The sequence below is a fragment of the Pseudoalteromonas sp. 2CM32C genome (genome assembly GCF_023161925.1).
Classification (GTDB): domain Bacteria; phylum Pseudomonadota; class Gammaproteobacteria; order Enterobacterales; family Alteromonadaceae; genus Pseudoalteromonas; species Pseudoalteromonas marina.
The window spans coordinates 116,310-140,582 of the sequence record NZ_JALNTI010000001.1 but is presented as its reverse complement, the minus strand read 5'-3'; the positions used below and the strand labels follow the sequence as shown (position 1 = coordinate 140,582).

Genomic DNA, 24,273 nt, shown 5'->3' with positions numbered 1-24,273 from the left:
GCATGAGCATTAAGCAAAAAGGTTTTACCCTTGTAGAAATGATGATCTCGCTTTTTATAGGGGGCTTAGTACTTGGCGGCGTTATGTTCACCTACATTGGCATGAAAGTAACCACAAAAGACACCATGACCATAGGTGAGATCCAAGAGTCTGCGCGCCTTGCTATTAACATTATGCAGCGTGATATAGAACAAATTGGATTTTGGGGCACATACTACGATGACTCTTTTGTCGCAGGGAATACAACAAGGGCGACGGCAACAACTCCTGCACCAGATTGTTTTGAAGGGGCTAATAACGGGAGTTTTCCTGATTTAGCATCTTCCACTAACTTTCGAACTATTTATGCAAAGGTTGCAGAAGAGTCCAAAGAACTAAATTGCGTGAGTAACCCTGTTAAAAGTACAGATATTTTACAGCTTAAATTTTTACAAGGTAACCGCTTAACAGTAGGAGCCGCAGGAAACGAAACCCAAGCAGGTCAAAACTACTTTGTTGCAGAGCAAGAAAAGGCGCAATTTGTTCGCGGCGTAGTCAATGCTGGTGCGCTAAATATTAATGCAACCGTTTGGCCTTATAGCCACCACGTTTATTACATTTCAGAGCAAACGTACAAAGTTAATAATAAAAATATTACTGTTCCTGCATTGATGAGAAAACGCTTGGTAGGGGCTAATATTTCTACAGAGACAATAATGGAAGGCGTAGAAAATATGCGCTTTGTTTTTGGCCTCGACACAAATAGTGACAGCCGCATTGATACCTATAAAAGTATCGGCGATATGGAACATTCAGACTGGGAAGATCGAAAGGGTATTTTAACCGTTCAAGTATTCTTATTGATAAGAGCTTTACAAGAAGATCCGGGGCTTAAATTAAAGAACCAAACATATACCTTGGGCGAAGACGATAATAAGCGTCAGTTAACATTTAATGACAGTTACAGACGCACCGTATTTACTACCACAATTCGATTAAACAACGTTGGATCAAACTTATGGCGTATTTAAAAAACTCACCTAACAAACAGCAGGGTGTTGTGCTTATTACTGCATTAATTATGGTAATAGCCGTCACTGGTATTGCTGTAACACTGATGAGTAGCAGCAGTATTGACGTTAAAATTACAAATGCAGCGCAAGAACGAGAAGTCGCTGAAAACGAACTTATTGGTGAAGTTCAAAGAATGATTTCTGATGAGGCTAACAAAGGGGCTGCAAACCAGTTTTTTTTAACACCCGATGAAGTCTCACACCATTCTGGAGACAACGGTGAAGGTATGACAATTGCAACACACGGCGATATGCAAAGTAAAATGATTAACTTAAATCAAGGTGCACTTGATTTAGAATGCCCAAGGCGCTTTAACTTTACAGCGGGTATATCGTGCAACATGGTACAAGTTGCTACTACCGTTGAATATGGATCTAAAGCAAAGCATTCACTCACAATTGTGACAGGTGTAGCACAAGAAATGGCTAGTATGAGTAAGGGAATTTAAGATGAATTTTAAATTAAACAAAGTGCTAGCGGCATTACTTGGCTTAGCGGTCAGTGCAACGGCAAGCGCAGAAGACATTGAGTTATATGTAAATCATAACGTAGAGACTGATGAAAACCCAAGAGTACTAATGATATTCGATACGTCAGGCAGTATGGATTGGAGTGTCATTAATGGTGATAATCAAGTTTGTTATATAAAAAAGATTACTCAAAGCAATGGTAATGGAAACGGAAACGGAAACGGAAACGGGAATGGAAACGGGAATGGAAACGGGAATGGAAACGGTGGTGGTGGACAAGTTTATTATGAAAATGTCACTTGTTTTGCTAGTAAAGATGAATATGCAGAATTTGATGAGCAGTGCTACATAGGTGTAAATGGAGTTGCCGTTGCAGATTGCCATGATCGTAGAATTGACGTCGCTAAAAATGCAATGACTCAGCTAGTCAACGATAATAGTGATATCGATTTTGGTCTAATGAGGTTTCGTAGCAATGTGGGGGGGTATGTTGTAGCTAAGCTAGGCACTGACAAAACAAGTTTAATAAGCGATATTAATAGCTTGCCTGCCAGTGGTTCTACACCAATGACTGAGACATTGTGGGAGGCATATCGATATATCACAGGGCAAAGTTTAGATTATGCTTTTAATGTGAACGACAGAGATAAAAGTGCAGATAATTCAGTGGTTTATACATCGCCGTTTAAACCAAATAATGGTGACCCGTTGCGATGCGATAATTCAATAAATGTAATCTTAATGACTGATGGTGACCCTACTAACGATGATGGCAGAGACACATCTATTGCTCAAACTCACAACAGTTATTTTAATGACGATATTCCTTTTGATGATGGCACGTATGATGATAGCTATTTAGTTGCAATGGCAAAAATACTTCATGGTACGTCAGACACTAAGGTAGATTTGTATACCCCATCAACTGATGTATTAGATACAGGTCGGCTTTATACCATTGGCTTTGGTACTGGTATGAGTCAAGGGGGTATTGATTTACTTGATAAAGCGGCAAGAGTTGGTGGCGGCCAATACATTGAGGCCAGAACTGCAGAAGCTTTATCTGAAGCACTCAAAAATACAATTTCTCGTATTAGAGAGGTAAACGACAGCTTTTCATCGCCTTCTGTGGCAAGTAATAACGTGGATCAAACCCGAAGCCGCGACGCAATATATTTTGCTATGTTTTACCCTGAAACCGGTGCCCGTTGGCGCGGTAACCTAAAAAAGTTAAAAGTATCAGGCAGTCAAATTGTTGACTCAACAGGTAACCAAGCTCTTGATGAAAATGGACTTATTGACGAAAGTGCCAAAACGTTTTGGTTACCTAGCGGTGAAGCTGCTGATGGTAATTTGGTGGCCCAAGGTGGAGTAAATCTTCATTTAACTAATCTTGATTCAGACAGCCGTAACTTATACACAGAGAATCAAGGACAAGTTATTACGTTTAATACAAGTACTGTAACAGACATTCTTGATTTGGTTGACGATAACCCAATTAGTTTATCGAGTAATGATATTAAATGGGCAATGGGTATTGACGTAGACGATGAAGATGGCGATGGATCTCGCGTTGATCAGCGAAATGATATATTTGGCGACCCTTTACATTCTAAGCCCGTAGCTATCGATTATGGTAACGATGATATTAGGGTTTTAATTGGCACTAATGCAGGCTTTTTACATATGTTTAAAGATTCTGATACCAGTGTGAGTGAAAGCTGGGCATTTATTCCTTCAGCCTTATACGACATTATTGAGCCGCTTAGGAATAACCAAGCCGATACAAAAGTTTACGGTATGGATGGACCCATTAGTGTTTATTTTAGTAATAAAAACCTTAACAGCGATGGATTAAATGATGGCATTATTGATGCCAGTGGGGACGACAAAGTATGGGCGTTTGCAGGTATGCGCCGCGGTGGTGAAAATTACTATGCACTGGATATTACTAACCCAGATGAGCCTAAAAAACTGTGGGATAACCCAATTGAAGGCGGTAAAGGTCAATTTCAAGAGCTGGGGCAAACATGGTCTAAGCCGCAGATTGCTTATATTAAAGCATTTGGCGATAAACCATTACTTGTATTTGGAGCAGGTTATGACACAAATAAGGATGAGGCCATTCGAAGCGAAGACAGTATAGGACGAGGTATTTATATTGTTGAGGCTGAAACAGGTAAACGAGTGTGGGCATTAACGCCTAACATTAATGGGTTTAAGGGCAAGCACAGCATTGCTGCAGATATTACTACGTTAGATTCTGACTATGACGGCTACATAGACAGAATATACGCAGCCGATACAGGCGGTGATGTGTGGCGTATAGATATGCCAGGCACAAATACCAATGATTTTAGCCATTTTAAACTGGCAGAACTTGGCAGTAACAAAGCAACAGAGGATAGACGCTTTTTTTACAAGCCGCTTGTTGCGCGTACTATTTATAGCAAAGTATCAGAAACGACGGTTAACGGTAAAAAGGTGATTACACGTTTAGATACACCGTATGATGCAATAGTTATTGGTAGTGGTAACCGTTCTAAACCAACGGGTACAAATGAGCAAGACCAACTGTTCATGATAAGAGATGAAAACACAGTTACACAAACTTTTAAAACTAACGCACCAGACACCATTAAACCAGATGATTTGATGCTGATGAATTCAGACCCATTTGGTAATGCACTTGATGATGTGGACGATTTTGTAGACCTAGAAATAGATTTAGCAAAATTCAATGGTTGGCGCTATGAGTTAGGCACCGGAGAGAAGTCGCTTGCCGCTTCGACGGTAGTGGGTGGTGTTGCGTACTTTACTAGCTTTACTCCAGCGTCAGAAACATCAACAGAAAACCAATGTTCGCTTAGTGGCGGGGGTGGCTCATTGTATGCTTTCCACCTGCATTACGGGACAAAAGTGTATGACGACCTGAAATTTTCAACCAGTTACGATGTACCAGATACACCGCAACTTTACTTTGGAGAAGGTCCTTCGTGTGCAGATGGTAATGGCGATGGTAAGTGTGATGACAACCCAACATTATCTGTAACACAAGAAAGCCAATTTTATCTTATTGGACCGGGTATAAAAGGGGAAAATGCACAAAACCCAATGAAGCCGGTGGAGATCACTGGTCCTGGTTTAAATGTGGTTGATGGTAAAGTACAGCTTGTGAACCCTGATAACGCATTAGGCTTTGGATTTAGAACGCAGCAAACGTATATCTATAAGCGTGAAGAAAATGATGAAGTTGGAAATTAAGGAATAAAAATGAATAAGCAACGTGGATTTACCTTGATTGAGCTGATGATAGCGGTGGCTATTGTTGGCATTATAGCGGCGGTTGCAGTGCCCAATTACACTGAATATGTAAAACGGGCATCAAGAGCAGAAGCTGCTGCAGCACTTTTAGATACAGCTAATAAGCAAGAGCAGTTTTTTGTTGATAACCGTGAATACACAGAAACATTTGCAGACTTAGGACTTCAAGATAAAACCGAAAATGGACATTTTGAATTATCCATTGATGTCGTCGATGGCAATGCATTTACAATAAAAGCAAAGCCAATAGCAGGTGCTGTGAAAGGTGATAACGACTGCAAGGAGTTATCTGTTACCGATACAGGTCTAAAAGGCGCTAAAGGTGCTAAAGGTAACTCAGATATTGACTATTGCTGGGGCCGCTGAGTTTAATTTTTTTGACACTTATCGGTTGATTTAATTCTTATTCTGCCAGTTTGACTCACCGACAAAGCCAACCCTTCGAGGTTGGCTTTTTCATTTGGGCAGTAAATAAACGTCCCATTTTGAAAGCCGTTTAATGAGCCATCAGGGCGAAACGTAATTGCAGTGCGAGGATATTCAAGCGCATCAGCCTCATTTATTCTTTCAAAGGTACTAAGTAACAATTCATCGTCATCTAATGTTGTTGATTTATCTAGATCGATAAACAAAGACATTTGACCATCCCATTCATCTTTTGAGCACTCGCCTTCGTTTAACGAGCAAAGAGTAACGTAAGTGCTATTTTCTATTGCGTAAAGTCGCCCATAATTAATGGTTCGATGCAGAAGATTAACGTGGTTCTCTAGCCGGTTTTTTGCTAGAAAATCTGGGTAGTACCACATAGAGATTTGACTGATAATGCTTACAACAGCGAGTGTAAGCATTAGTTCAAGAAGCGTGATCCCTTTACATTTCGATATTGATAACCTCATCCCTGAAGTCCTAAATTAATTATCTTTTAATTTAGTTTAGTAAATGAATAAAATATGACAAGCTAGATTGGTTGTTTTTTAACCGCAAGTTTTTGCACTATCACCTAAATAAAACGCCGTACCAGATTGAGAAACACTGAGGGCTTTATTGTTATCTGTGCCGTTGTTAGGACAAAAAACAAACTCTCCTGGGTTTGTTGTAATTCGGCCACTGGTATTAAACCGTAGCCGCCTTGAGTTACCTGTAAATTTAACTTTATCTTCTAGGCTAATTTTTTCCATAACGCGTAATAATGAGTCGGTGGATTTGTTGTAGTGGCCACTGTTATCAGAGTCGATAAAAACAATAATAATTTTATTCCTATCCCATCGGTTTCGGCATCGCATATTATCGTTTTGGTTTTTTACTTCACCATGTTGCGCTGCACATATTACAACTATTTCATCGGTGCTTGCCGCTTGAGAACGCGCGTAGCTAATGTTTCTTTTCAGCTCAAGTAAAAAGTTTTCAGCACGGTTTTCTTCTAACATGTCGCTACTATTCCAAAAAGCGATAGATGCTATAATTCCAACAATTGCGACGGTTACCATTAATTCTAAAAGTGTGAATCCTGATTGTTTAATCTTCATAACGATCTCATTTACAGCTAATTTTTATATTACGATTCTTATATAGCCAAAATTATATCATGGCTGATTAATTTATCACCGTAATTCAATTGCTTTGTTTGCTATGAACCTTATGATTGTCTAAAATCGTGGCATCTAAGGCTTTAAAAAGTAATTAATATGAAAAAAATAGAAGCAATTATAAAACCGTTTAAACTTGATGATGTACGCGAGGCGCTGTCAGAGGTAGGCATTAACGGCATGACCGTGAGTGAAGTAAAAGGCTTTGGTCGTCAAAAAGGGCACACTGAGCTTTATCGTGGTGCTGAATATATGGTTGATTTTCTGCCAAAAGTGAAGCTTGATATAGTACTTGCTGACGAAAGTGTTGATCGCGCGATTGAAGTTATTGTTAAAACTGCACAAACCGGAAAAATTGGTGATGGTAAAATATTTGTCACTGAGGTTGAGCGTGTAGTTCGTATTCGTACCGCTGAGGAAGATGAAGACGCAATCTAATTTAAGCTTAAATAGCTTAGTCAGTAAAAAGGCGCTTTAAAGCGCCTTTTTTGTATTTACTGTGTTCTTTTATTCAGCGCTTGTGCTTTTTTAGCGTTTTGACTTAATTCGGTTAAACCTAATTTTTCATAGCTTTTTTGCATCATATCAAGGGCTGCATTTAAATAACTACTTTGAGAGTAGTGTTCAACTACAAATTTACCACGGTTAGCAGCTGCTAAGTACGCTTCGCGCTCATAGTAGTATGTAGCTACTTTTAGCTCGTATCGTGCCATACGGTTTAATAACCATACTAAACGACGTTTTGCTTCTGGTGCGTAACCGCTTTGTGGAAAACGTTTTACAAGTGTTGATAAATCAGTAAAAGCAACGCGGGTTCTGTTCGCATCCCTGTCTGCTCTATCAATACCAAAGTATTCTTGGAACGCGTTTTTGTCTGCTTTAATATTTACCAAACCACGCATGTAATACATGTAATCTAGATCTTTATGATTTGGATTCAAACGGATAAAACGGTCAATGGTTGCTAATGCTTGTTCAGTGTTACCCGACTGGTAATGAGCATACACTAAATCCATTTGCACTTGTTTTGAAAATGGCCCAAATGGGTAGCGCGAATCAATCGCTGATAAAAGCTCAATTGCACGGGCATATAAACCTGAATCTAGTGTTTCTTTTGCATCTTCGTATAAAGCTTGTGCTGATCTATTTGGTACACGTTGAATGTCTTCTTGGTCAGGTGCTGACGAACAGGCACCTAAACTAAGTACCGAAACTGAAAAAACGATGGCAAATGCACGTTTCCCTATTTTATTTATCATTTTATTTGTTACCTTCGATGTCTTCGGCTAGGCCAAGTCGGTAAAACCGAGTAAACTATACGTATTATATTATGCTTTTATTAAAAGCGATTCTAACCCAGTCGAGCAAAGCTTGCACTGGTAAATTGGGTAAAGTTACGAATGACAGAGCAAATTTCTCTTCAAGCCGAGGTTCCAACCGACTTAGGTGGTAAACGTCTAGACCAAGTATTAGCGCAATTGTTCCCTGATTATTCACGTTCACGTATAAAAACTTGGATTTTGGATGATAAAATCACCGTTGATGGCGAAATATTAAACACACCGCGTACAAAACTGTTAGGCGGTGAAGTGTTAAATGTTGAAACAACCATTGAAGCACCGCGTGAATACCTTGCACAAAATATCGACTTAAACATTGTTTATGAAGATGACCATATTTTAGTTATTAATAAACCTATGGGATTAGTGGTTCATCCTGGTGCTGGTAACCCAGATGGCACAGTGCTTAATGCATTATTACACCATTACCCTGACATTATTAATGTGCCACGAGCAGGTATTGTGCACCGCTTAGATAAAGATACAACAGGTTTAATGGTTGTTGCTAAAACAATTCAAGCGCAAACACACCTTGTTAAGGCACTACAAAAGCGTGAAAACTTCACTCGTGAATACGAAGCGCTTTGTAACGGCACTATGACAGCGGGTGGTATGGTCGAAAAACCAATTGGTCGTCATGCAACACAGCGTACTCATATGGCTGTGCATGAAATGGGTAAGCCTGCCATTACTCATTACCGTGTTGCTGAAAAATTTCGTGCGCATACGCGTTTGCGCTTGCGTTTAGAAACAGGCCGTACTCACCAAATTCGTGTACACATGGCTTATTTGAACCACCCATTAATTGGAGACCAGTCATACAATGGTCGTCCTCGTCCACCAAAGGGTGCAACACCGCAATTGTTTGAACTGCTTAGAAGTTTTAAACGCCAAGCGTTACATGCGGTAAAACTAAGTATTGCGCATCCAATCACGGGCGAAATGATGACGTGGCAAGCACCTATTCCAGATGATATGGTAGAAATGACGTTAGCACTTCGTGAAGATACTCAGGCTAACCCAGATATCGATAGATAATGCAGTTGCTATCAGCAACATGGCAAAGCCTTCATAATGTGAGTACCCTCAGTACCACACGTGAAGGCGGCGTATCAAAGGCACCCTATAACAGTTTAAATTTGGGGCTTCATGTTAATGATAGCCAAGCTAACGTTTTAAAAAATCGCTCAATATTAAATAACTTCCTTCCAAATCCAGCTATCTGGCTAAATCAAATTCACAGCGCAGATGTAATTACAGTTGATCAGCAGTTTGATTTTAATAAATTACATAATGCCGATGCACTCTATACGCGCCTAGTTGATCAACCTTTGGCTATAATGACTGCCGATTGCCTACCTATATTGCTTGCAAGTCATGATGGGACTGAAGTAGCAGCTATTCACGGCGGCTGGCGAGGGCTAAAGCAAGGTATTATTCAAAATGCACTTAAATGCTTTAACGCTAAACCAGAAAATATATATGCTTGGCTTGGTCCGGCAATAGGGCCGGATCAGTTTGAGGTTGGTGTAGAGGTTTTTGAAGCATTTAATAATCAATCGCCTTTATTCTCAGATGCATTCAAGCCGCACCTCAATAACAAGTATTATGCTAATATATACGGTATAGCGCGTACTTTATTATCGCAGTTAGGGGTAATAAATATTGCTGGTGGTGAATACTGTACAGTTTCTCAATCACATTTATTTTTCTCTTATAGAAGAGATCGGCAAACAGGGCGAATGGCTAGTTTGATCTGGCGCAAGTAATTAATCGTTTAGCGAATATATTTTCTTTCGTGCCTTGAACAAATCGTGCAACATACCCATTTATTAATCAATTAGATTTTTTAATAGGTAACCCCTCATGCGTTTAGATAGATTTACAAGTAAATTTCAATCTGCGCTTTCTGATGCGCAATCACTTGCCCTTGGCCGCGATCATCAATTTATTGAACCCGTTCACCTAATGTATGCACTCCTTCAACAGAGTGGTTCAAGCGTTCGTGCCTTGTTTGCTCAAACAGGTGTAAGTGCCGATGAGCTTAATACAAAGTTATCCCAAGAAATAGAAAAGCTATTCAAAGTTGAAGGGGTTGGGGGCGATGTACAGTTATCTAATAATATGGCTACGCTTATAAATTTATGTGATAAGTACGCTCAAAAGCGCAAAGATAAATTTATTTCTAGTGAGTTATTTGTTCTTGCTGCGTGCGATGACAAAGGCCCGCTTGGGGATATTTTGAGATCGCTTAATATCACTGCAACAAAAATAGAAAGCGCCATAAAAGCAATCCGTGGGGGTCAAAAAGTTGATGATCCGAATGCGGAAGAAACGCGTCAAGCTTTAGAAAAGTATACAATTGATTTAACCGAACGCGCAGAGCAAGGCAAGCTTGACCCCGTTATAGGTCGAGACGACGAAATACGCCGTACTATCCAGGTATTACAGCGCAGAACTAAAAACAACCCGGTACTTATTGGCGAGCCTGGGGTGGGTAAAACCGCCATAGCAGAAGGCTTAGCGCAGCGTATTATTAATGGTGAAGTACCAGAGGGATTAAAAAATAAACGTGTACTGTCACTTGATTTAGGAGCCTTGGTTGCTGGTGCTAAATTTAGAGGTGAATTTGAAGAGCGTTTAAAATCGGTTTTAAACGAGTTGGCAAAAGAAGAAGGCCAAGTCATCTTATTTATTGATGAAATTCATACCATTGTAGGTGCAGGTAAAAGCGATGGCGCAATGGATGCAGGCAATATGCTTAAGCCTGCGCTCGCACGTGGCGAGCTGCATTGTGTAGGCGCAACCACACTAGACGAATACCGTAAATACATAGAAAAAGATGCAGCCCTTGAGCGCCGTTTTCAAAAAGTATTAATCGAAGAGCCTTCAGTTGAAGACACTATTGCAATATTGCGTGGTTTAAAAGAACGTTATGAACTGCACCACTCAGTTGAAATCACCGACCCTGCAATTGTTGCTGCCGCGCAGTTATCGCATCGTTATATTAGCGACCGCCAGCTTCCCGATAAAGCAATAGATTTAATTGATGAAGCAGGTTCTTCTATTCGTTTGCAAATTGATTCGAAGCCTGAGTCATTGGATAAGCTTGAACGCCGCATTATTCAGTTAAAACTTGAAGATAATGCTCTCGCTAAAGAAAAAGATGAGGCAAGTCAAAAGCGCCGCAGTGAAATGCAAGAGCTTATAACCGATCTTGACGGCCAATACCGCGAACTCGATGAAATTTGGAATGCAGAAAAAGCATCACTGCAAGGTACGCAAGTAATTAAAGCTGAGCTTGAGCAAGCTCGGCTCGACTTAGACGTTGCTCGCAGAGCAAGTGATTTACAGCGCATGTCTGAGTTGCAATATGGTCGTATACCCGAGCTTGAACGCAAATTAGACTTAGCGTCACAAGCCGAAATGCAAGACATGACGCTGCTTAAAAACCAAGTAGGCGAAGATGAAATTGCAGAGATACTCTCTCGTTGGACAGGTATTCCAGTGTCACGCATGTTGCAAGGTGAACGTGAAAAACTGCTGCAAATGGAAGATAGATTGCACAGTAAGGTAATAGGGCAAGACGAGGCAGTTGTTGCGGTGTCTAACGCTATTCGTCGCTCCCGAGCAGGGCTTGCTGATCCAAACCGACCGATTGGCTCATTTTTGTTTTTAGGGCCAACAGGCGTAGGTAAAACAGAGCTTACAAAAGCCCTTGCTGGGTTTATGTTTGACACAGAAGATGCCATGGTGCGTATCGATATGTCTGAGTTTATGGAAAAACATTCTGTTGCCCGTTTAGTAGGTGCGCCTCCTGGGTACGTAGGGTACGAAGAAGGGGGCTACTTGACAGAAGCTGTTCGCCGTAAGCCATACTCGGTCATATTGCTTGATGAAATAGAAAAAGCACACCCTGACGTGTTCAATATTTTATTACAAGTACTTGATGATGGTAGGTTAACCGACGGACAAGGGCGTACTGTTGATTTTAAAAATACCGTGATCATCATGACCTCAAATTTAGGTTCAGATATTATTCAAGAGCAGGCGGGTAATAATGATTACGCAACACTTAAATCAAAAGTAATGGATGTATTGATCAGTGAATTCAGACCTGAGTTTATAAACCGCATTGACGAAACCGTGGTATTTCATCCGCTAGCGAATCAGCACATTAAAGAGATTGCTGATATTCAGTTAATGAAGTTACGTGAACGTTTAACTGAGATGGGGTACTTACTAGAAATTAGCGATGCGGCGCTCGATACTATTGCTGCAAGTGGGTTTGATCCTGTATACGGCGCACGTCCATTAAAGCGGGCCATTCAACAAACAATTGAAAATCCGTTGGCGCAAAAGTTACTTAATGGTGATTATATTCCGGGATGTGTCATTGTTATTGATGCTGGCAGTGATGGGTTAGTATTTACTAGCCGGTAAATAATTATAAAAACCGCTTAGTTGCCTATCTCCTGAAACTAAGCGGTTTTTTAACCTATAATGTTTATACTTTAAAAGTTAATAGCAAGTCATTTACTTTTCGTGAGCCTTCAACCAGTTCTGCTGCACCTTTAGCTACTTCAAAGCTTAAACTCAAATTGTTATCGCCAAAGGCTTTAATATCAGTCACATTGTTGCTGATATCGTTACTCACCATTTGTTGCTCTTCTGCTGCAGACGATATTTGAATGGCTAAATGCGATATTTCACTAATTTGAGAAAAGATACCTTCTAGCTCCACTTGCGTTTTTTCTGTGGTACTAACGCAATTATCGGCTTGCTCTTTTGTGTCTTGCATCACTTTTGACCAGCTAAATAAAGTATCTTGTATTTCTTTTATTGAGCTGTGAATTTGTGTTGTAGCACTTTGTGTACGAGACGATAAAGTTCTTACTTCATCGGCAACGACAGCAAACCCTCTGCCATGCTCACCCGCTCTAGCTGCTTCTATTGCTGCGTTAAGTGCAAGTAGGTTTGTTTGATCTGCAATGCCTTCTATTTCACTCATTACCTGACCAATCTTATCAGCTTCTGAGGCCAAGCTACTTGCGGTGGTTGCTGCATGCTCAACTTGCACTGCTAGTTCAGAAATCATATTACTATTATCAGCAATGTGTATTTTGATTTCAGAGCAACTGCTATGCGTTGCGTTTACTTTGTCTGCCGTTTCAGCTGTGTTTACTGAAATTTCGCCAATGGTCGATCCCATTTGAGTCATCGCAGATGCAATCTGTTCCAAGCGCTCACCCTGAGAAGCAATTCCTTGCTCTGTAAGTGTTGATTGTTTGTCTAAATTAGTCGCAATACTATTAAAATTAAGAGTTGAATCTTTCATTCGCCCAAGTACAGTACGCAACTTGGCATTTAGCAGTTGTTCTTTGAAGTCACTAACGCTGTGGGCTGTGGTACCGCTGTATATATAGCGAGAAACAGAGTCCGATTTAGCTTTATGCTCGCGCAATATTTTAGGGGTTGCAACAAGCTCATCGTAATTTAGGGCGATTACTAATATACAAACAATAACATTAAGTAAAGCAATGGCTATTGGAGCAAATACTAAAGAGCTTATTAACCAAAGTAACACACACGCTATGGTGATACTCTGCCTAACTCCAGTTTGTTCGCGAATACTGAACAATGATTTATTAGCATTAAGGGTGTTGTATAAGCTTTGCGCTTTATTTTTGAGTGCTTGACTCGGTTTTGTTCTTACTGATTGGTAGCCAACCAGCTGGCCATGTTCAAAAATTGGCGTAACAAAAGCGTCAACCCAATAGTAACGGCCATCTTTACAGCGATTTTTTACCATGCCGCGCCAAGAGTGACCTTGTTTTAATGTTTCCCACATTTCTTTGAACGCTGCTTTAGGCATATCTGGGTGGCGAACTATATTATGGTTTTTGCCAACAAGCTCTTGTATTGAGTAACCAGCAACTGTACAAAATTCTGTATTAGCGTAGGTAATAACACCGCGTAAATCGGTTGTTGAAACAAGCTCTTGTGACTCATCAAAATGAACTTCTTCATTAATTAATGTTTTATTACTGTGCATTGCATTCACTATCATCCTTTTTAATTAACTGAAGTATATTCAGTTATTTACACAAAGCAAAATTAAAGCTCGATTATGTTTATATTGACGATGAATTGAATGCTTTATTGATCTATATCAAGATTTCTGTGGTTAATAACGTCAGCGAAATAAAATTGAATTCTTTAATCGAAATAACAGGTCTCCTATCCGCATTGGTTTAATGCTTCATTGCATACCGTGTTATTAGTAAATACCTTCGTAAAGCAATTGTATAAAGTAAATAGCAATGGCAAGATTACAACATAATTTTACGAAGATAGTTAAATCAAGCGTATGCTCAAATTAGGGATTTTAAGACTAATTGAAAAAACTAAATGGTTCTTAACAATTTAATCTTGAGTAATCGGTAATTAGCCCCCATAACCGTATGATTACGCCACGTGGCCCGAGGAAATATTTTTGACAACACAAGATCTAACAAATGCGCTTAACGCGTTATCGACTGGTGAACACCAAAACGCAATTAAAGGCATTAAACGTGGCATTGAACGAGAGTCGCTAAGAATACAAAGCAACGGTGCTATATCTCCTACAGGTCATCCTAAAGGGGTAGGGAGTGCACTAACCAATGGTCATATAACGACTGACTTTTCTGAATCTTTACTTGAATTTATTACACCGGTTAGCGAGTCATCAACGCAAACATTAAAGCAACTGCGCGATCTTCAAAAGTTCACGCTTGAAAATATGGGTGACGAACTGCTTTGGCCTATCAGTATGCCGTGCTTCATCAACCACCAAGACGATATCGTACTTGCTCAGTTTGGTAGCTCGAATATAGGCAAAATGAAGACGCTTTACCGTGAAGGGCTAAAAAATCGATACGGCAGTATGATGCAGGCTATTGCTGGCGTGCATTTTAATATCTCTTTTCCAGAGTCACTTTGGAAGTCTCTGCATTCGTTAAAGCAAAGTAATACGAGCTTGCAGGATTTTATATCTGATGGTTATTTATCGCTGATAAGAAACTTCAAACGCGAGCTGTGGCTTATTAGTTATATGTTTGGCGCATCGCCTGCCCTGTGTAACTCATTTTTGCAAGGTCGTAAAACAGATTTACCTTTTAAAAAGTTAGGTAAAGGTACCTTGTACTTAGAGGTCGGCACTGCACTGCGTTTAGGTAACTTAGGTTACACAAACAGCGCACAATCGTCCTTGCGTGTCATGTATAACTCGCTTGATGAATATGTTGCTGGTTTGAAAAAGGCCATCAATACGCCATCAGATATATACAGCGACATTGACGACTATACTAGCGAACAGCCAAAACAGTTAAATAAAAATATTCTGCAAATAGAAAATGAATTTTATTCGCCAATTCGCCCTAAACGTAATGCGAACAGTGGTGAGACGCCAACAGATGCACTATTGAGAGCGGGTATAGAATATGTTGAAATTCGTGCATTAGACGTAAACCCATTTAGTGAAGTGGGTATCGATATAGAGCAAATTCACTTTTTAGATGTATTTTTAACGTATTGCTTATTAAAAGATTCACCAAACATGGATTGGAAAGAACAGGCTCGCAGTACTGAAAATTTAGATGCGGTTGTAAATCAGGGGAGAGAGCAAGGGTTGATGCTCAACGATAATAATACTCCGCGTAGCCTGCAATCTTGGGGGAATCAAATATTTGCTCAATTGACTGATGTTGCAAAGTGGATGGATAAAGCTTACGGCGTAAGTTATTACTCTGAAACAATTGAGCGAATGAGCACGTGGGTTAATGATCCTTCGCTTACTTACTCTGGACGATATGTAGCAAAACTAAAAGAGTCAGGTTTAGACAATGGTCACTTTGCCTTAGACTTAGCAAACCAGTATAAGCAAAGCCACATAGACACAGATTACAGTGAGTTTTTAAAGCCGTGGCTCGAGCAGCAAGTTGAGCAGTCAAATGAAGCGCAGCGTAATATAGAAAATGCAGATGCGCAGTCGTTTACAGCGTTTTTAGATGAGTATTTTCATAAAAACTGATACCCAACATGCACGCAAAAAAACGCAGCCTAATATGGCTGCGTAAATAATATTCAGGGATGAAACAATGCTATACAGCTGCATTAATTATTACGACCAACACTTTTTATAAAAGTTCAGTGAGAACACAAAAAATGAACAAAAAAGCACTTATTTTATCTCTCACTCTCGCTTTTACCCTTGCCGGGTGTGCTACAGCGCCACCTAAACAGCCAAATGATCTTTGTAAAATTTTTGAAGAAAAGCCTGACTGGTATTTTGATGCAAAAGACGCGCAAGACAAGTGGGGCTCTCCTAAACATGTACTCATGAGCATGATGTATCAAGAAAGTTCGTTTAAGCACGATGCAGCTCCGCCTATGGAATATTTTTTATGGATTATACCAACAGGTAGAGCAAGCTCAGCCTACGGTTATTCACAAGCTAAAACGCCTACTTGGGCTGATTACGTTCGTGAAACAGGTAACAGCGGGGCAGATAGGGATGACTTTGATGATGCAATCGACTTTATGGCGTGGTTTGTTTATAAAACGCATAAAGTAAACGGCATTTCAAAATGGGATGCTTACGCTCAATATCTTAATTATCATGAAGGCTGGGGCGGATATAAACGTGGCACATATAAGAAGAAAAAATGGTTAATGAGCGTAGCCAACAAAGTAAAAAATAGAGCAAGTCGTTATGGCACGCAATTAAAGCGATGTGAAGATGAGCTCGATAAAGGCTGGTTAGAGCGGTTATTTACATAATCGCACAACAGCGTGAATAAGGAGCCTTATGGCTCCTTATTTGTTATTGACGAGTACGTTTTTTAGGTTGTATTTTAACCTGTTTAATCATGTTTTCTTTTACTTCGAGTACTTCTAATGGGTATCCCGCAATACGTAAACTGATATTTGCGTCAGGAATATCTTCTAAATATTCAACAATTAAGCCGCTTAATGTTTTAGGGCCATCAAGAGGAAAGTCCCATTCCATTTCTTTATTTAAGTCACGGACGTTTGCGCCACCATCTACAATAAACGAACCATCAGGTTGTGTTGTCACTTCTTCACTTGGCGTACGTGTTTGAGTGGTCGTGAAATCCCCCACCACCTCTTCTAAAATGTCTTCAAGGGTTACTAGTCCTTGAATATCGCCGTATTCATCAACAACTATACCAATTCGCTCTTTTGATTGTTGAAACTTAAATAGTTGTGTATTTAACGATGTGCCTTCGGGGATAAAGTAAATTTCGCGAACTGCACGCAATAGTGACGGTTTGTCAAATTGCTCTTTTGTTAAAAGTCGCAGCGCATCACGTGAGTGAATAAAACCGACAGCATCATCAATATTATCGCGATACAACAAAACACGTGTATGTTGCGCATGTGTTAGCTGGCGGCTAATTACTTTCCAATCGTCGTTTATATCAATCGCCACAATTTCGTTACGTGGAATCATAATATCTTCAACAGTAACTTGTTCTAGATCTAAGATAGAAGTCAGCATGCTTTGGTGACGAGCAGGTAATAAAGCACCTGATTCGTTCACGACTGTTTTTAATTCTTCTTTGCTCATGCTGTGCTCATCGATTTGAGCTGCACTAATACCAAATAAACGTAATATGCCGTTAGTTAGCCAGTTAACAACTACAACAAACGGAAACATGATTTTCAGCAAGCCTTTGAGTATCACTGAGCTTGGAAAGGCTACTTTTTCGGGGTAAAGGGCTGCGAGTGTTTTAGGCGTAACTTCAGCAAATATAAGCACTACCAAGGTAAGTACACCTGTTGCTATTGCGATACCTAAATCACCGTATAGGCGGATACCTATAATAGTGGCAACTTGAGCTGCGGCTATATTTACTAGGTTGTTACCAATTAAAATGAGGCCAATAAGCCTATCGGGACGGCTAAGTAATTTACTGACTCGTTTAGCTGCACGGTGATCTTGCTTTGCAAGATGTCGCAGGCGTATACGATTGATTGACATAATCCCAGTTTCAGAACCAGAAAAATAAGCAGAAAAAAGTACCAATAATCCTAATGTGATAAACAGGGTACTTGTCGATATGTCGTCCAACGATGGATCCTTTTTTTATAAATCAATGCGTATTAAGCTAGAGTGAGCAACTAGAGTCAAGTTAAAACTTGTTTAGTACGACTTCTTGTACAAAACGGCTGCCAAAATAAGCTAATGTGAGGACAAATGCTGCAACCATGATGGTAATTACCACAGGTTTACCACGCCAACCTTGTTTAATATGGCCAAGGGCGACTACAACAAAAATAGCCCATGCCACCAACGAAAGTATGGTTTTATGGATAAACTCTTTGGCAAACATGCCATCGAGAAATACAAATCCGCACACGAGTGCAATTGTAAGCAGCGCAGTACCAAGATTAAGCAGTTGATAAAGCTGGCGCTCAACAACCATCAACGGAGGTAAATGGCTATGCACAATGGCGAGGTCTTTGCGCTTAAGGCGTTTATCTATAAAGTAAAATTGCACGCCGTATAAGGTTGCAATAATTAAGATACAGTAAGCGAGTAGGGAAAGTGATATATGGGCAACCAAACCAAGCTCAACATCTATACTTTGCAGCAATATATGATGGGGTATAAATAAGCTTGCAACAGATAAAAGCGCTGCAAAGCCATACACTACGGGCAATAATAAAGTGGCTGGAAATTTTAAGGAGACAGCTGTTACAGACACAACAATAACCCAACAGGTTAGCAGTGCGACATTTACAATGCTTAGATCTTGACCGTCAGAACGAAACACCGAGTTCACCAATAACAACATATGCGCCAATATAGCGACGGTACTCAAGATAACAGTTACTTTTTGGTTTGGGCCTTGTTTATGAAAAAGCCGTGAAAGCACGTGTGACGTTGCTAGCACATAAAATAAACTGGTGATAATAGTTAAACTGATGATCAGCATTTTGCTTGGGCCACTTAATTTGAGTCAAAAAATCCTTGCAAGTACAAACGTATTGTATTTTATAGCAACGCAAATGAATAGACCTTAAAAAAGAAACTTAATTCACTGCACTTGAACACTGTATTGTCCACCACTATTTACGGTATACTGTTTTTAATTCAAATTTAATAATATCAATGTCATTAGTCGAGCTAGTAGCTAAATCGGCTGGGTAATTAAATTGGTATAACGTTTTATCGGAACCGATACATGTTTGAGAATCTCCAAGAACGATTAGGTAAAACCTTAAAAAATATCAGTGGCCGTGGCCGCCTAACAGAAGACAACATTAAAGATACTCTTCGCGAAGTGCGCATGGCCTTTTTGGAAGCCGATGTGGCTTTGCCAGTTGTTCGCGATTTTGTAAAGCAAGTTAAAGAACGTGCAGTGGGTGTTGAGGTAACTAAAAGCTTAACGCCTGGGCAAGTGTTTGTAAAAATTGTGCGTGAAGAGCTTGAAAAAGCGATGGGCGAAGCAAACGAAGAGCTGAGCTTAAACGCACAACCGCCAGCAGTTGTTATGATGGCTGGTTTGCAAGGTGCCGGTAAAACGACCAGTGTTGGTAAACTTGCTAAGTTTTTAAAAGAGCGCAAGAAAAAATCAGTGCTTGTTGTTAGTGCCGATGTTTATCGTCCTGCAGCAATAAAACAACTTGAAACGTTAGCCACAGAAGTTGATGTAGATTTCTTTCCAAGTGATATTTCACAAAAGCCTGTTGATATTGCTACTGCGGCTATTACACACGCTAAAAAGAAATTTATTGATGTTGTATTAGTTGATACAGCGGGTCGCTTGCATGTGGATAGCGACATGATGGATGAAATTAAAGATCTTCATTCAGCTATCAACCCAATTGAAACATTATTTGTTGTTGATGCTATGACGGGTCAAGATGCGGCAAATACTGCAAAAGCATTTGACGAAGCTCTGCCACTTACTGGTGTGATATTAACTAAAACAGATGGTGACGCCCGAGGCGGTGCTGCTTTATCTATTCGTCATATTACAGGTAAACCCATTAAGTTTATGGGTGTGGGTGAACGTACAGACGCACTTGAACCTTTCCACCCTGACCGAATAGCATCGCGAATTTTAGGCATGGGTGATGTACTTTCATTAATCGAAGAAGTCGAAATGAAAGTGGATAAAGAGCAAGCTGCCAAAGTTGCCGAAAAAGTATTTAAAGGCGCAGGCTTTACGCTGGATGACTTTGCTGACCAGTTAAAGCAAATGAAAAATATGGGCGGCATGATGTCGATGCTTGATAAACTTCCTGGTATGTCTAATTTACCTGACGCGGTAAAAGGTCAGATGGGTGATAAAACCTTCATTCAAATGGAGGCTATCATCAGCTCTATGACAAAACAGGAGCGAGCTCGTCCAGAAATCATTAAAGGGTCGCGTAAAAAACGTATTGCAGCAGGTTCTGGTACACAGGTACAAGAGATCAATAAGTTGCTTAAACAATTTACGCAGATGCAAAAAATGATGAAAAAAATGAAAGGCAAAGGCGGGATGCAAAAAATGATGCGCGGTATGAAAGGCATGTTGCCACCGGGCATGATGGGCGGCGGCGGTCCAAAATTTTAGATTTTTAGTAAGCGTTGCACTTAAATTAATCACAACGCATACAAAAAAGGAGCAAATTGCTCCTTTTTTGTTGAATAATTTATGCACTCGGTACTGCATTAACTCTAATTTTTAGCCTAGATCACGGTTTAACCTACTAAACTGGCTTTTTGCTTCACTTCTTACTTGCGTTATTGCTAAAAACTCGTACAATTCACCGGCTCCCCATACTGGGGAGTAAATCTTATTAATGAAAACAGTCAATCTATTTAGAGGACGGTATGGTAACTATTCGTTTGCAACGTGGTGGCGCTAAAAAACGCCCTTTCTATCAAATTGTGGTTGCGGATAGCCGTTTCTCGCGTGACGGTCGCTTCATCGAGAAAGTTGGTTTCTTTAACCCAATCGCTTCGGGTCAGGAAGAAAAACTTCGCTTAGATTTATCTCGTGTAGATCACTGGGTAGGTCAAGGCGCAGGTCTTTCAGATCGTGTAGCTAAATTAGTTAAAGACGCTCGTAAAGCGGCTTAATAGGCGTAAGTGTAACCATGAGTCAAGAGAACACCTCATCAATAATTGTCGTAGGAAAGCTCGGCGCCCCTTATGGTATAAAGGGCTGGCTTAAGGTACATTCATTTACTGATGATCCCGCAGGGATCTTCGATTTCAGCCCGTGGTTGATAGGGCAACAAGGTAAATGGCAGTCCTTAGAAGTGGTCGACTGGCGTCGCCACAACAAAGGCTTTATCGCTAAATTTGCGCAAGTAAACGATCGAGACGAAGCAATGGCTTATACCCATGCAGAAATCTCAATGGATGCAACGCAATTACCAGAACTACCGCAAGGTGAGTTCTATTGGCGAGATCTCATTGGCATGTCGGTTGTAACTGATAAAGGTTATAACTTAGGCACTGTTGATGACTTGATGGAGACAGGGTCAAATGATGTACTGGTTGTGAAAGCAAACAGTAAAGATGCATTTGGTCAATCGGAGCGTTTAATACCTTTTTTAACTGATTCAGTTATCAAAGATGTTAAATACGACGTAAAAGAAATTACCGTAGACTGGGATCCTGGGTTTTAATGACTCAAACTAGTTCATTGTGGGTTGGGGTGATAAGCCTTTTCCCGGACATGTTTGACGCAATTACCCAACAAGGGGTTACTGGTCGCGCAGTAAAAAATGGGTTAATTAATTTTAACTGCTGGAATCCACGTGACTATGCTTTAGATAAGCACAGAACTGTAGATGATCGTCCTTACGGGGGCGGACCAGGTATGTTAATGATGGTTAAACCATTGGAAAAAGCTATTCTTGACGCTAAAAAAGCGGCAGGTGATGGTGCTAAAGTAATTTATATGTCCCCACAAGGGCGCAAACTTGATCAGCAAGGGGCTAGCGAACTCGCTAACTCTGAAAAACTGATTTTGATTGCCGGTCGATATGAAGGTATAGATGAGAGAATAATAGAGTCATACGTTGACGAAGAATGGTCAATTGGTGATTTTATTTTGAGTGGTGGTGAACTACCTGCCATGACATTAATTGACGCAGTAGCGCGATTGGTGCCTGGCGTGTTAGGTCATAACCAATCAGCAGAGCAAGATTCATTTTCGGATGGCTTGCTAGATTGCCCTCACTACACACGACCAGAAACATTGGACGACAAACAAGTTCCTGCTGTATTACTCAGTGGTAATCACCAAGCGATAGCAAGGTGGCGGCTTAAGCAGTCATTAGGCAGAACTTGGATACGACGTCCTGACTTGTTGCATAACCTAGCTCTGACTGAGGAGCAAGCGGTATTACTCGCAGAATTTCAGCAAGAGTACCAAAAAGCTTGTGGCTAGAAGACAGTTACACCTAGGAAAGTGAGAAACATAATGGCAAAAGTAAACCAAAATATTATTAAAGCGCTTGAAGAAGAGCAGCTTAAAACAGACGTACCTGCATTTGGCCCTGGTGATACAGTGGTTGTACAGGTAAAAGTAAAAGAAGGTGCTAAAGAGCGTCTACAGGCCTTTGAAGGTGTTGTAATCGCTAAGCGTAATCGTGGTCTTCACTCAGCATTCACAGTTCGTAAAATCTCGAACGGTGAAGGTGTTGAGCGTGTATTCCAAACGCACAGCCCTCTTATCGATAGCGTAACAGTTAAGCGTCGCGGTGCAGTTCGCCGTGCTAAGCTTTACTACTTACGTGAGCGTTCTGGTAAATCTGCACGTATTAGAGAAAAACTTAACTAATACGCGCTGTTTATCAACGCAAAAAACGGGTTGCAGTCTTCGGATTGCAACCCGTTTTCGTTTTTAAGCGGTGTAGGTTTTTTATTGTAATGTTGAGTGGCGCAGGCAATATTACATATTTGAAATAAATTGGCACAAAGAACGTTTCTCTTTTTTATTTACTGCAGCTTAGGTTTAAAACGTTTTACTGTTCCTACGCTATGAGGTTATCGATATTTAGCTCACTACTAAAAAACTGAAGACTCATTGATCATTCCCTACAAAAGCTTTTAAGATTTTGTCCATAATCTAACTGATAACATAAATTCACCGTTGGTTTTAACCTTGCTATATGTGATCAGCCCTTTTAACGTCTAACGTATCCTGTTAGTATTTATCGTATTGATTAGTTTACTTTTATGTAAATATAGATTTACGAAATATGATTTTTTCAAGGTGGGATTGGACGTGGCAAATATAAGTGATTTGGCCCAACTAAGACAAGGTATAGATGAATGCGATGCGCAGCTTGTTGCCTTACTAGCTAAACGTAATGGTATTACCCAAAAAATTGGTGAAATCAAACAGCAAACAGGTGCGCCTTTACATGCACCAGAGCGTGAAGCTGAATTACTAGCGGCTAGGCGCCAAGAAGCAATTAATCAAAATGTAAGTCCTGATCTAGTTGAAGATATTCTCAGACGGATGATGCGTGAAGCATATCAAAACCAACAGGCTAAATTAGCGTGTGCAGCGCCATCACTTTCACCTATTGTTATTGTGGGCGGCCAAGGGGCTATGGGGCAGTTATTTGCTCAACAATTTATGCGCTCAGGTTATGACGTCAAAATATTAGATAAAGAGCAGCAAGATGATGCCCAAAGCATTTTAACCGGTGCAAAACTGGTAATGATCAGTGTACCTATTAATGCTTTAGAGTCTGTAGTTGCTAAACTACCAAAACTAGATGATGATTGTTTGCTCGTAGATATTACATCAGTAAAACAATCGCCAATCAAAGCATTAAAAGCAGCTCATAGTGGTCCAGTTGTTGGTTTACACCCTATGTTTGGGCCTGATATTTCACATTGGGTAAAACAAACGGTAGTTGTATGTGAGGGCAGAGAACATAAAGCGGCAAAAGGGCTATTAGAGCAGTTACAAGTGTGGGGGTGTCAGCTTGTAGAGTTAGATGCTAAAAAACACGATGAAGCCATGCAAATAATTCAGGTAATGCGACATTTAACAACGTTTGTTTATGGGCAGTTTTTAGCAAAGCAAAGCCATACTTTAGCAGAGTTACGAAGTTGTTCTTCGCCGATATATCAATTAGAGCTAATGATGGTAGGGCGTTTGTTTGCGCAATCACCTGAGCTTTATTCCGATATAATGTTGGCTCAGTTTGATGACGTTGAAAGTTTGTTGGCTCAATACCAAGATACCTTTGCACAAACGCTTGAAAAGCTTAGGGTAGGTGATAAAGCAGCCTTAATGGAGGCATTTGCAGATGCTAAATCATATTTTTCAGACTCAACTGCGCATTTTTTAACACAAAGCCGCAGTTTACTTAATAAAGCGAATGACGCTAAAGTGCTCGACTAGCTTTACATTCAAATAAATGTAAAGGGGGCACATTTAGTGCCCCCTTTTGAATAGCCTATAT

Annotated in this window: 22 protein-coding genes; 16 read left to right on the top strand and 6 right to left on the bottom strand. The window is 40.2% G+C overall.

Going from position 1 to position 24,273, the window contains the following annotated elements:
* Nucleotides 1-2: 2 nt before the first annotated feature.
* Genes MTF67_RS00645 through MTF67_RS00630 form a run of 4 tightly spaced genes read left to right on the top strand, consistent with a single transcriptional unit; the run spans nt 3 to nt 5,213 of the window.
* Nucleotides 3-1,010, top strand: a complete 1,008-nt coding sequence (locus MTF67_RS00645) for a PilW family protein (protein WP_082014415.1) — start codon at nt 3-5, stop codon at nt 1,008-1,010.
* The gene (locus tag MTF67_RS00640) at nt 998-1,501 is read left to right on the top strand and encodes a hypothetical protein (protein WP_010555936.1); all 504 of its coding nucleotides are present in this window, start codon (nt 998-1,000) and stop codon (nt 1,499-1,501) included. The genes MTF67_RS00645 and MTF67_RS00640 overlap by 13 nt, the downstream gene beginning before the upstream one ends.
* 1 nt (nt 1,502) lies before the next feature.
* Entirely contained in the window at nt 1,503-4,787 is a 3,285-nt protein-coding gene (locus MTF67_RS00635; RefSeq protein ID WP_039036606.1) for a PilC/PilY family type IV pilus protein, read from the top strand.
* 9 nt (nt 4,788-4,796) lie between these two features.
* Entirely contained in the window at nt 4,797-5,213 is a 417-nt protein-coding gene (locus MTF67_RS00630) for a type IV pilin protein (RefSeq protein WP_006792787.1), read from the top strand.
* A 2-nt stretch (nt 5,214-5,215) separates the two neighbouring features.
* Here MTF67_RS00630 and MTF67_RS00625 read toward each other — a convergent pair whose 3' ends face one another.
* On the bottom strand, nt 5,216-5,743 hold the full coding sequence (locus MTF67_RS00625; protein ID WP_008132543.1) for a GspH/FimT family pseudopilin: 528 nt from the start codon (nt 5,741-5,743) through the stop codon (nt 5,216-5,218).
* 78 nt (nt 5,744-5,821) lie between these two features.
* Entirely contained in the window at nt 5,822-6,373 is a 552-nt protein-coding gene (locus tag MTF67_RS00620) for a GspH/FimT family pseudopilin (protein WP_006792789.1), read from the bottom strand.
* A gap of 159 nt (nt 6,374-6,532) precedes the next feature.
* Between MTF67_RS00620 and glnB the strand changes: the two genes are divergently transcribed.
* On the top strand, nt 6,533-6,871 hold the full coding sequence (gene glnB, locus MTF67_RS00615; protein WP_006792790.1) for a nitrogen regulatory protein P-II: 339 nt from the start codon (nt 6,533-6,535) through the stop codon (nt 6,869-6,871).
* Between the two features lie 56 nt (nt 6,872-6,927).
* Here glnB and MTF67_RS00610 read toward each other — a convergent pair whose 3' ends face one another.
* Nucleotides 6,928-7,692 carry an outer membrane protein assembly factor BamD gene (locus MTF67_RS00610; RefSeq protein ID WP_006792791.1) on the bottom strand — a complete coding sequence of 255 codons (765 nt, stop codon included), beginning with the start codon at nt 7,690-7,692 and terminating at the stop codon, nt 6,928-6,930.
* A 141-nt stretch (nt 7,693-7,833) separates the two neighbouring features.
* On the opposite strand from MTF67_RS00610, the gene rluD reads away from it, so the two are divergent.
* The 3 genes from rluD to clpB all read left to right on the top strand — a co-directional run bounded on the left by rluD (nt 7,834) and on the right by clpB (nt 12,216).
* Nucleotides 7,834-8,811: a 23S rRNA pseudouridine(1911/1915/1917) synthase RluD gene (gene rluD, locus MTF67_RS00605; RefSeq protein WP_006792792.1), complete on the top strand. Its 978-nt coding sequence runs from the start codon at nt 7,834-7,836 to the stop codon at nt 8,809-8,811.
* Complete coding sequence (gene pgeF, locus MTF67_RS00600; RefSeq protein ID WP_039036607.1) at nt 8,811-9,542, top strand: peptidoglycan editing factor PgeF; 732 nt, start codon at nt 8,811-8,813, stop codon at nt 9,540-9,542. The genes rluD and pgeF overlap by 1 nt, the downstream gene beginning before the upstream one ends.
* Nucleotides 9,543-9,639: 97 nt before the next feature.
* Complete coding sequence (clpB, locus tag MTF67_RS00595) at nt 9,640-12,216, top strand: ATP-dependent chaperone ClpB (protein ID WP_006792794.1); 2,577 nt, start codon at nt 9,640-9,642, stop codon at nt 12,214-12,216.
* Between the two features lie 64 nt (nt 12,217-12,280).
* Here clpB and MTF67_RS00590 read toward each other — a convergent pair whose 3' ends face one another.
* A complete protein-coding gene (locus tag MTF67_RS00590; RefSeq protein ID WP_006792795.1) occupies nt 12,281-13,828 on the bottom strand; it encodes a PAS domain-containing methyl-accepting chemotaxis protein in 1,548 nt (515 codons plus the stop codon).
* A gap of 441 nt (nt 13,829-14,269) precedes the next feature.
* On the opposite strand from MTF67_RS00590, the gene gshA reads away from it, so the two are divergent.
* Nucleotides 14,270-15,847 (top strand): glutamate--cysteine ligase, encoded by a 1,578-nt coding sequence (gene gshA, locus MTF67_RS00585; RefSeq protein ID WP_039036608.1) that lies wholly within the window; start codon nt 14,270-14,272, stop codon nt 15,845-15,847.
* 134 nt (nt 15,848-15,981) lie between these two features.
* On the top strand, nt 15,982-16,596 hold the full coding sequence (locus MTF67_RS00580) for a transglycosylase SLT domain-containing protein (protein ID WP_039036803.1): 615 nt from the start codon (nt 15,982-15,984) through the stop codon (nt 16,594-16,596).
* Nucleotides 16,597-16,639: 43 nt separating this feature from the next.
* Here the strand turns inward: MTF67_RS00580 and MTF67_RS00575 are convergent, their stop codons facing one another.
* Entirely contained in the window at nt 16,640-17,911 is a 1,272-nt protein-coding gene (locus MTF67_RS00575; RefSeq protein ID WP_008132535.1) for a CNNM domain-containing protein, read from the bottom strand.
* 61 nt (nt 17,912-17,972) lie between these two features.
* Nucleotides 17,973-18,779 carry a cytochrome c biogenesis protein CcsA gene (gene ccsA / locus MTF67_RS00570; RefSeq protein ID WP_006792799.1) on the bottom strand — a complete coding sequence of 269 codons (807 nt, stop codon included), beginning with the start codon at nt 18,777-18,779 and terminating at the stop codon, nt 17,973-17,975.
* A gap of 249 nt (nt 18,780-19,028) precedes the next feature.
* Here ccsA and ffh point away from each other — a divergent pair, with 249 nt between their 5' ends.
* From ffh to tyrA, 6 genes are all read left to right on the top strand, one after another.
* Nucleotides 19,029-20,408, top strand: a complete 1,380-nt coding sequence (gene ffh, locus MTF67_RS00565) for a signal recognition particle protein (protein ID WP_006792800.1) — start codon at nt 19,029-19,031, stop codon at nt 20,406-20,408.
* 260 nt (nt 20,409-20,668) lie between these two features.
* The gene (gene rpsP, locus MTF67_RS00560) at nt 20,669-20,917 is read left to right on the top strand and encodes a 30S ribosomal protein S16 (protein ID WP_006792801.1); all 249 of its coding nucleotides are present in this window, start codon (nt 20,669-20,671) and stop codon (nt 20,915-20,917) included.
* 17 nt (nt 20,918-20,934) lie between these two features.
* Entirely contained in the window at nt 20,935-21,471 is a 537-nt protein-coding gene (gene rimM / locus MTF67_RS00555) for a ribosome maturation factor RimM (RefSeq protein WP_006792802.1), read from the top strand.
* Nucleotides 21,471-22,238, top strand: a complete 768-nt coding sequence (gene trmD, locus MTF67_RS00550; RefSeq protein ID WP_248518464.1) for a tRNA (guanosine(37)-N1)-methyltransferase TrmD — start codon at nt 21,471-21,473, stop codon at nt 22,236-22,238. The genes rimM and trmD overlap by 1 nt, the downstream gene beginning before the upstream one ends.
* A gap of 33 nt (nt 22,239-22,271) precedes the next feature.
* Nucleotides 22,272-22,631, top strand: a complete 360-nt coding sequence (rplS, locus tag MTF67_RS00545; protein ID WP_008132530.1) for a 50S ribosomal protein L19 — start codon at nt 22,272-22,274, stop codon at nt 22,629-22,631.
* A gap of 447 nt (nt 22,632-23,078) precedes the next feature.
* Nucleotides 23,079-24,212: a bifunctional chorismate mutase/prephenate dehydrogenase gene (tyrA, locus tag MTF67_RS00540; RefSeq protein WP_006794677.1), complete on the top strand. Its 1,134-nt coding sequence runs from the start codon at nt 23,079-23,081 to the stop codon at nt 24,210-24,212.
* Nucleotides 24,213-24,273 lie beyond the last annotated feature (61 nt).

Excerpts from the sequence above, each read along its gene's own strand:
- MTF67_RS00645 (WP_082014415.1), top strand. The coding sequence starts at position 3 with ATGAGCATTAAGCAAAAAGGTTTTACCCTTGTAGAAATGATGATCTCG.
- MTF67_RS00640 (WP_010555936.1), top strand. The coding sequence starts at position 998 with ATGGCGTATTTAAAAAACTCACCTAACAAACAGCAGGGTGTTGTGCTT.
- MTF67_RS00635 (WP_039036606.1), top strand. The coding sequence starts at position 1,503 with ATGAATTTTAAATTAAACAAAGTGCTAGCGGCATTACTTGGCTTAGCG.
- MTF67_RS00630 (WP_006792787.1), top strand. The coding sequence starts at position 4,797 with ATGAATAAGCAACGTGGATTTACCTTGATTGAGCTGATGATAGCGGTG.
- MTF67_RS00625 (WP_008132543.1), bottom strand. The coding sequence starts at position 5,743 with ATGAGGTTATCAATATCGAAATGTAAAGGGATCACGCTTCTTGAACTA.
- MTF67_RS00620 (WP_006792789.1), bottom strand. The coding sequence starts at position 6,373 with ATGAAGATTAAACAATCAGGATTCACACTTTTAGAATTAATGGTAACC.
- glnB (WP_006792790.1), top strand. The coding sequence starts at position 6,533 with ATGAAAAAAATAGAAGCAATTATAAAACCGTTTAAACTTGATGATGTA.
- MTF67_RS00610 (WP_006792791.1), bottom strand. The coding sequence starts at position 7,692 with ATGATAAATAAAATAGGGAAACGTGCATTTGCCATCGTTTTTTCAGTT.
- rluD (WP_006792792.1), top strand. The coding sequence starts at position 7,834 with ATGACAGAGCAAATTTCTCTTCAAGCCGAGGTTCCAACCGACTTAGGT.
- pgeF (WP_039036607.1), top strand. The coding sequence starts at position 8,811 with ATGCAGTTGCTATCAGCAACATGGCAAAGCCTTCATAATGTGAGTACC.
- clpB (WP_006792794.1), top strand. The coding sequence starts at position 9,640 with ATGCGTTTAGATAGATTTACAAGTAAATTTCAATCTGCGCTTTCTGAT.
- MTF67_RS00590 (WP_006792795.1), bottom strand. The coding sequence starts at position 13,828 with ATGCACAGTAATAAAACATTAATTAATGAAGAAGTTCATTTTGATGAG.
- MTF67_RS00580 (WP_039036803.1), top strand. The coding sequence starts at position 15,982 with ATGAACAAAAAAGCACTTATTTTATCTCTCACTCTCGCTTTTACCCTT.
- ccsA (WP_006792799.1), bottom strand. The coding sequence starts at position 18,779 with ATGCTGATCATCAGTTTAACTATTATCACCAGTTTATTTTATGTGCTA.
- ffh (WP_006792800.1), top strand. The coding sequence starts at position 19,029 with ATGTTTGAGAATCTCCAAGAACGATTAGGTAAAACCTTAAAAAATATC.
- rpsP (WP_006792801.1), top strand. The coding sequence starts at position 20,669 with ATGGTAACTATTCGTTTGCAACGTGGTGGCGCTAAAAAACGCCCTTTC.
- rimM (WP_006792802.1), top strand. The coding sequence starts at position 20,935 with ATGAGTCAAGAGAACACCTCATCAATAATTGTCGTAGGAAAGCTCGGC.
- trmD (WP_248518464.1), top strand. The coding sequence starts at position 21,471 with ATGACTCAAACTAGTTCATTGTGGGTTGGGGTGATAAGCCTTTTCCCG.
- rplS (WP_008132530.1), top strand. The coding sequence starts at position 22,272 with ATGGCAAAAGTAAACCAAAATATTATTAAAGCGCTTGAAGAAGAGCAG.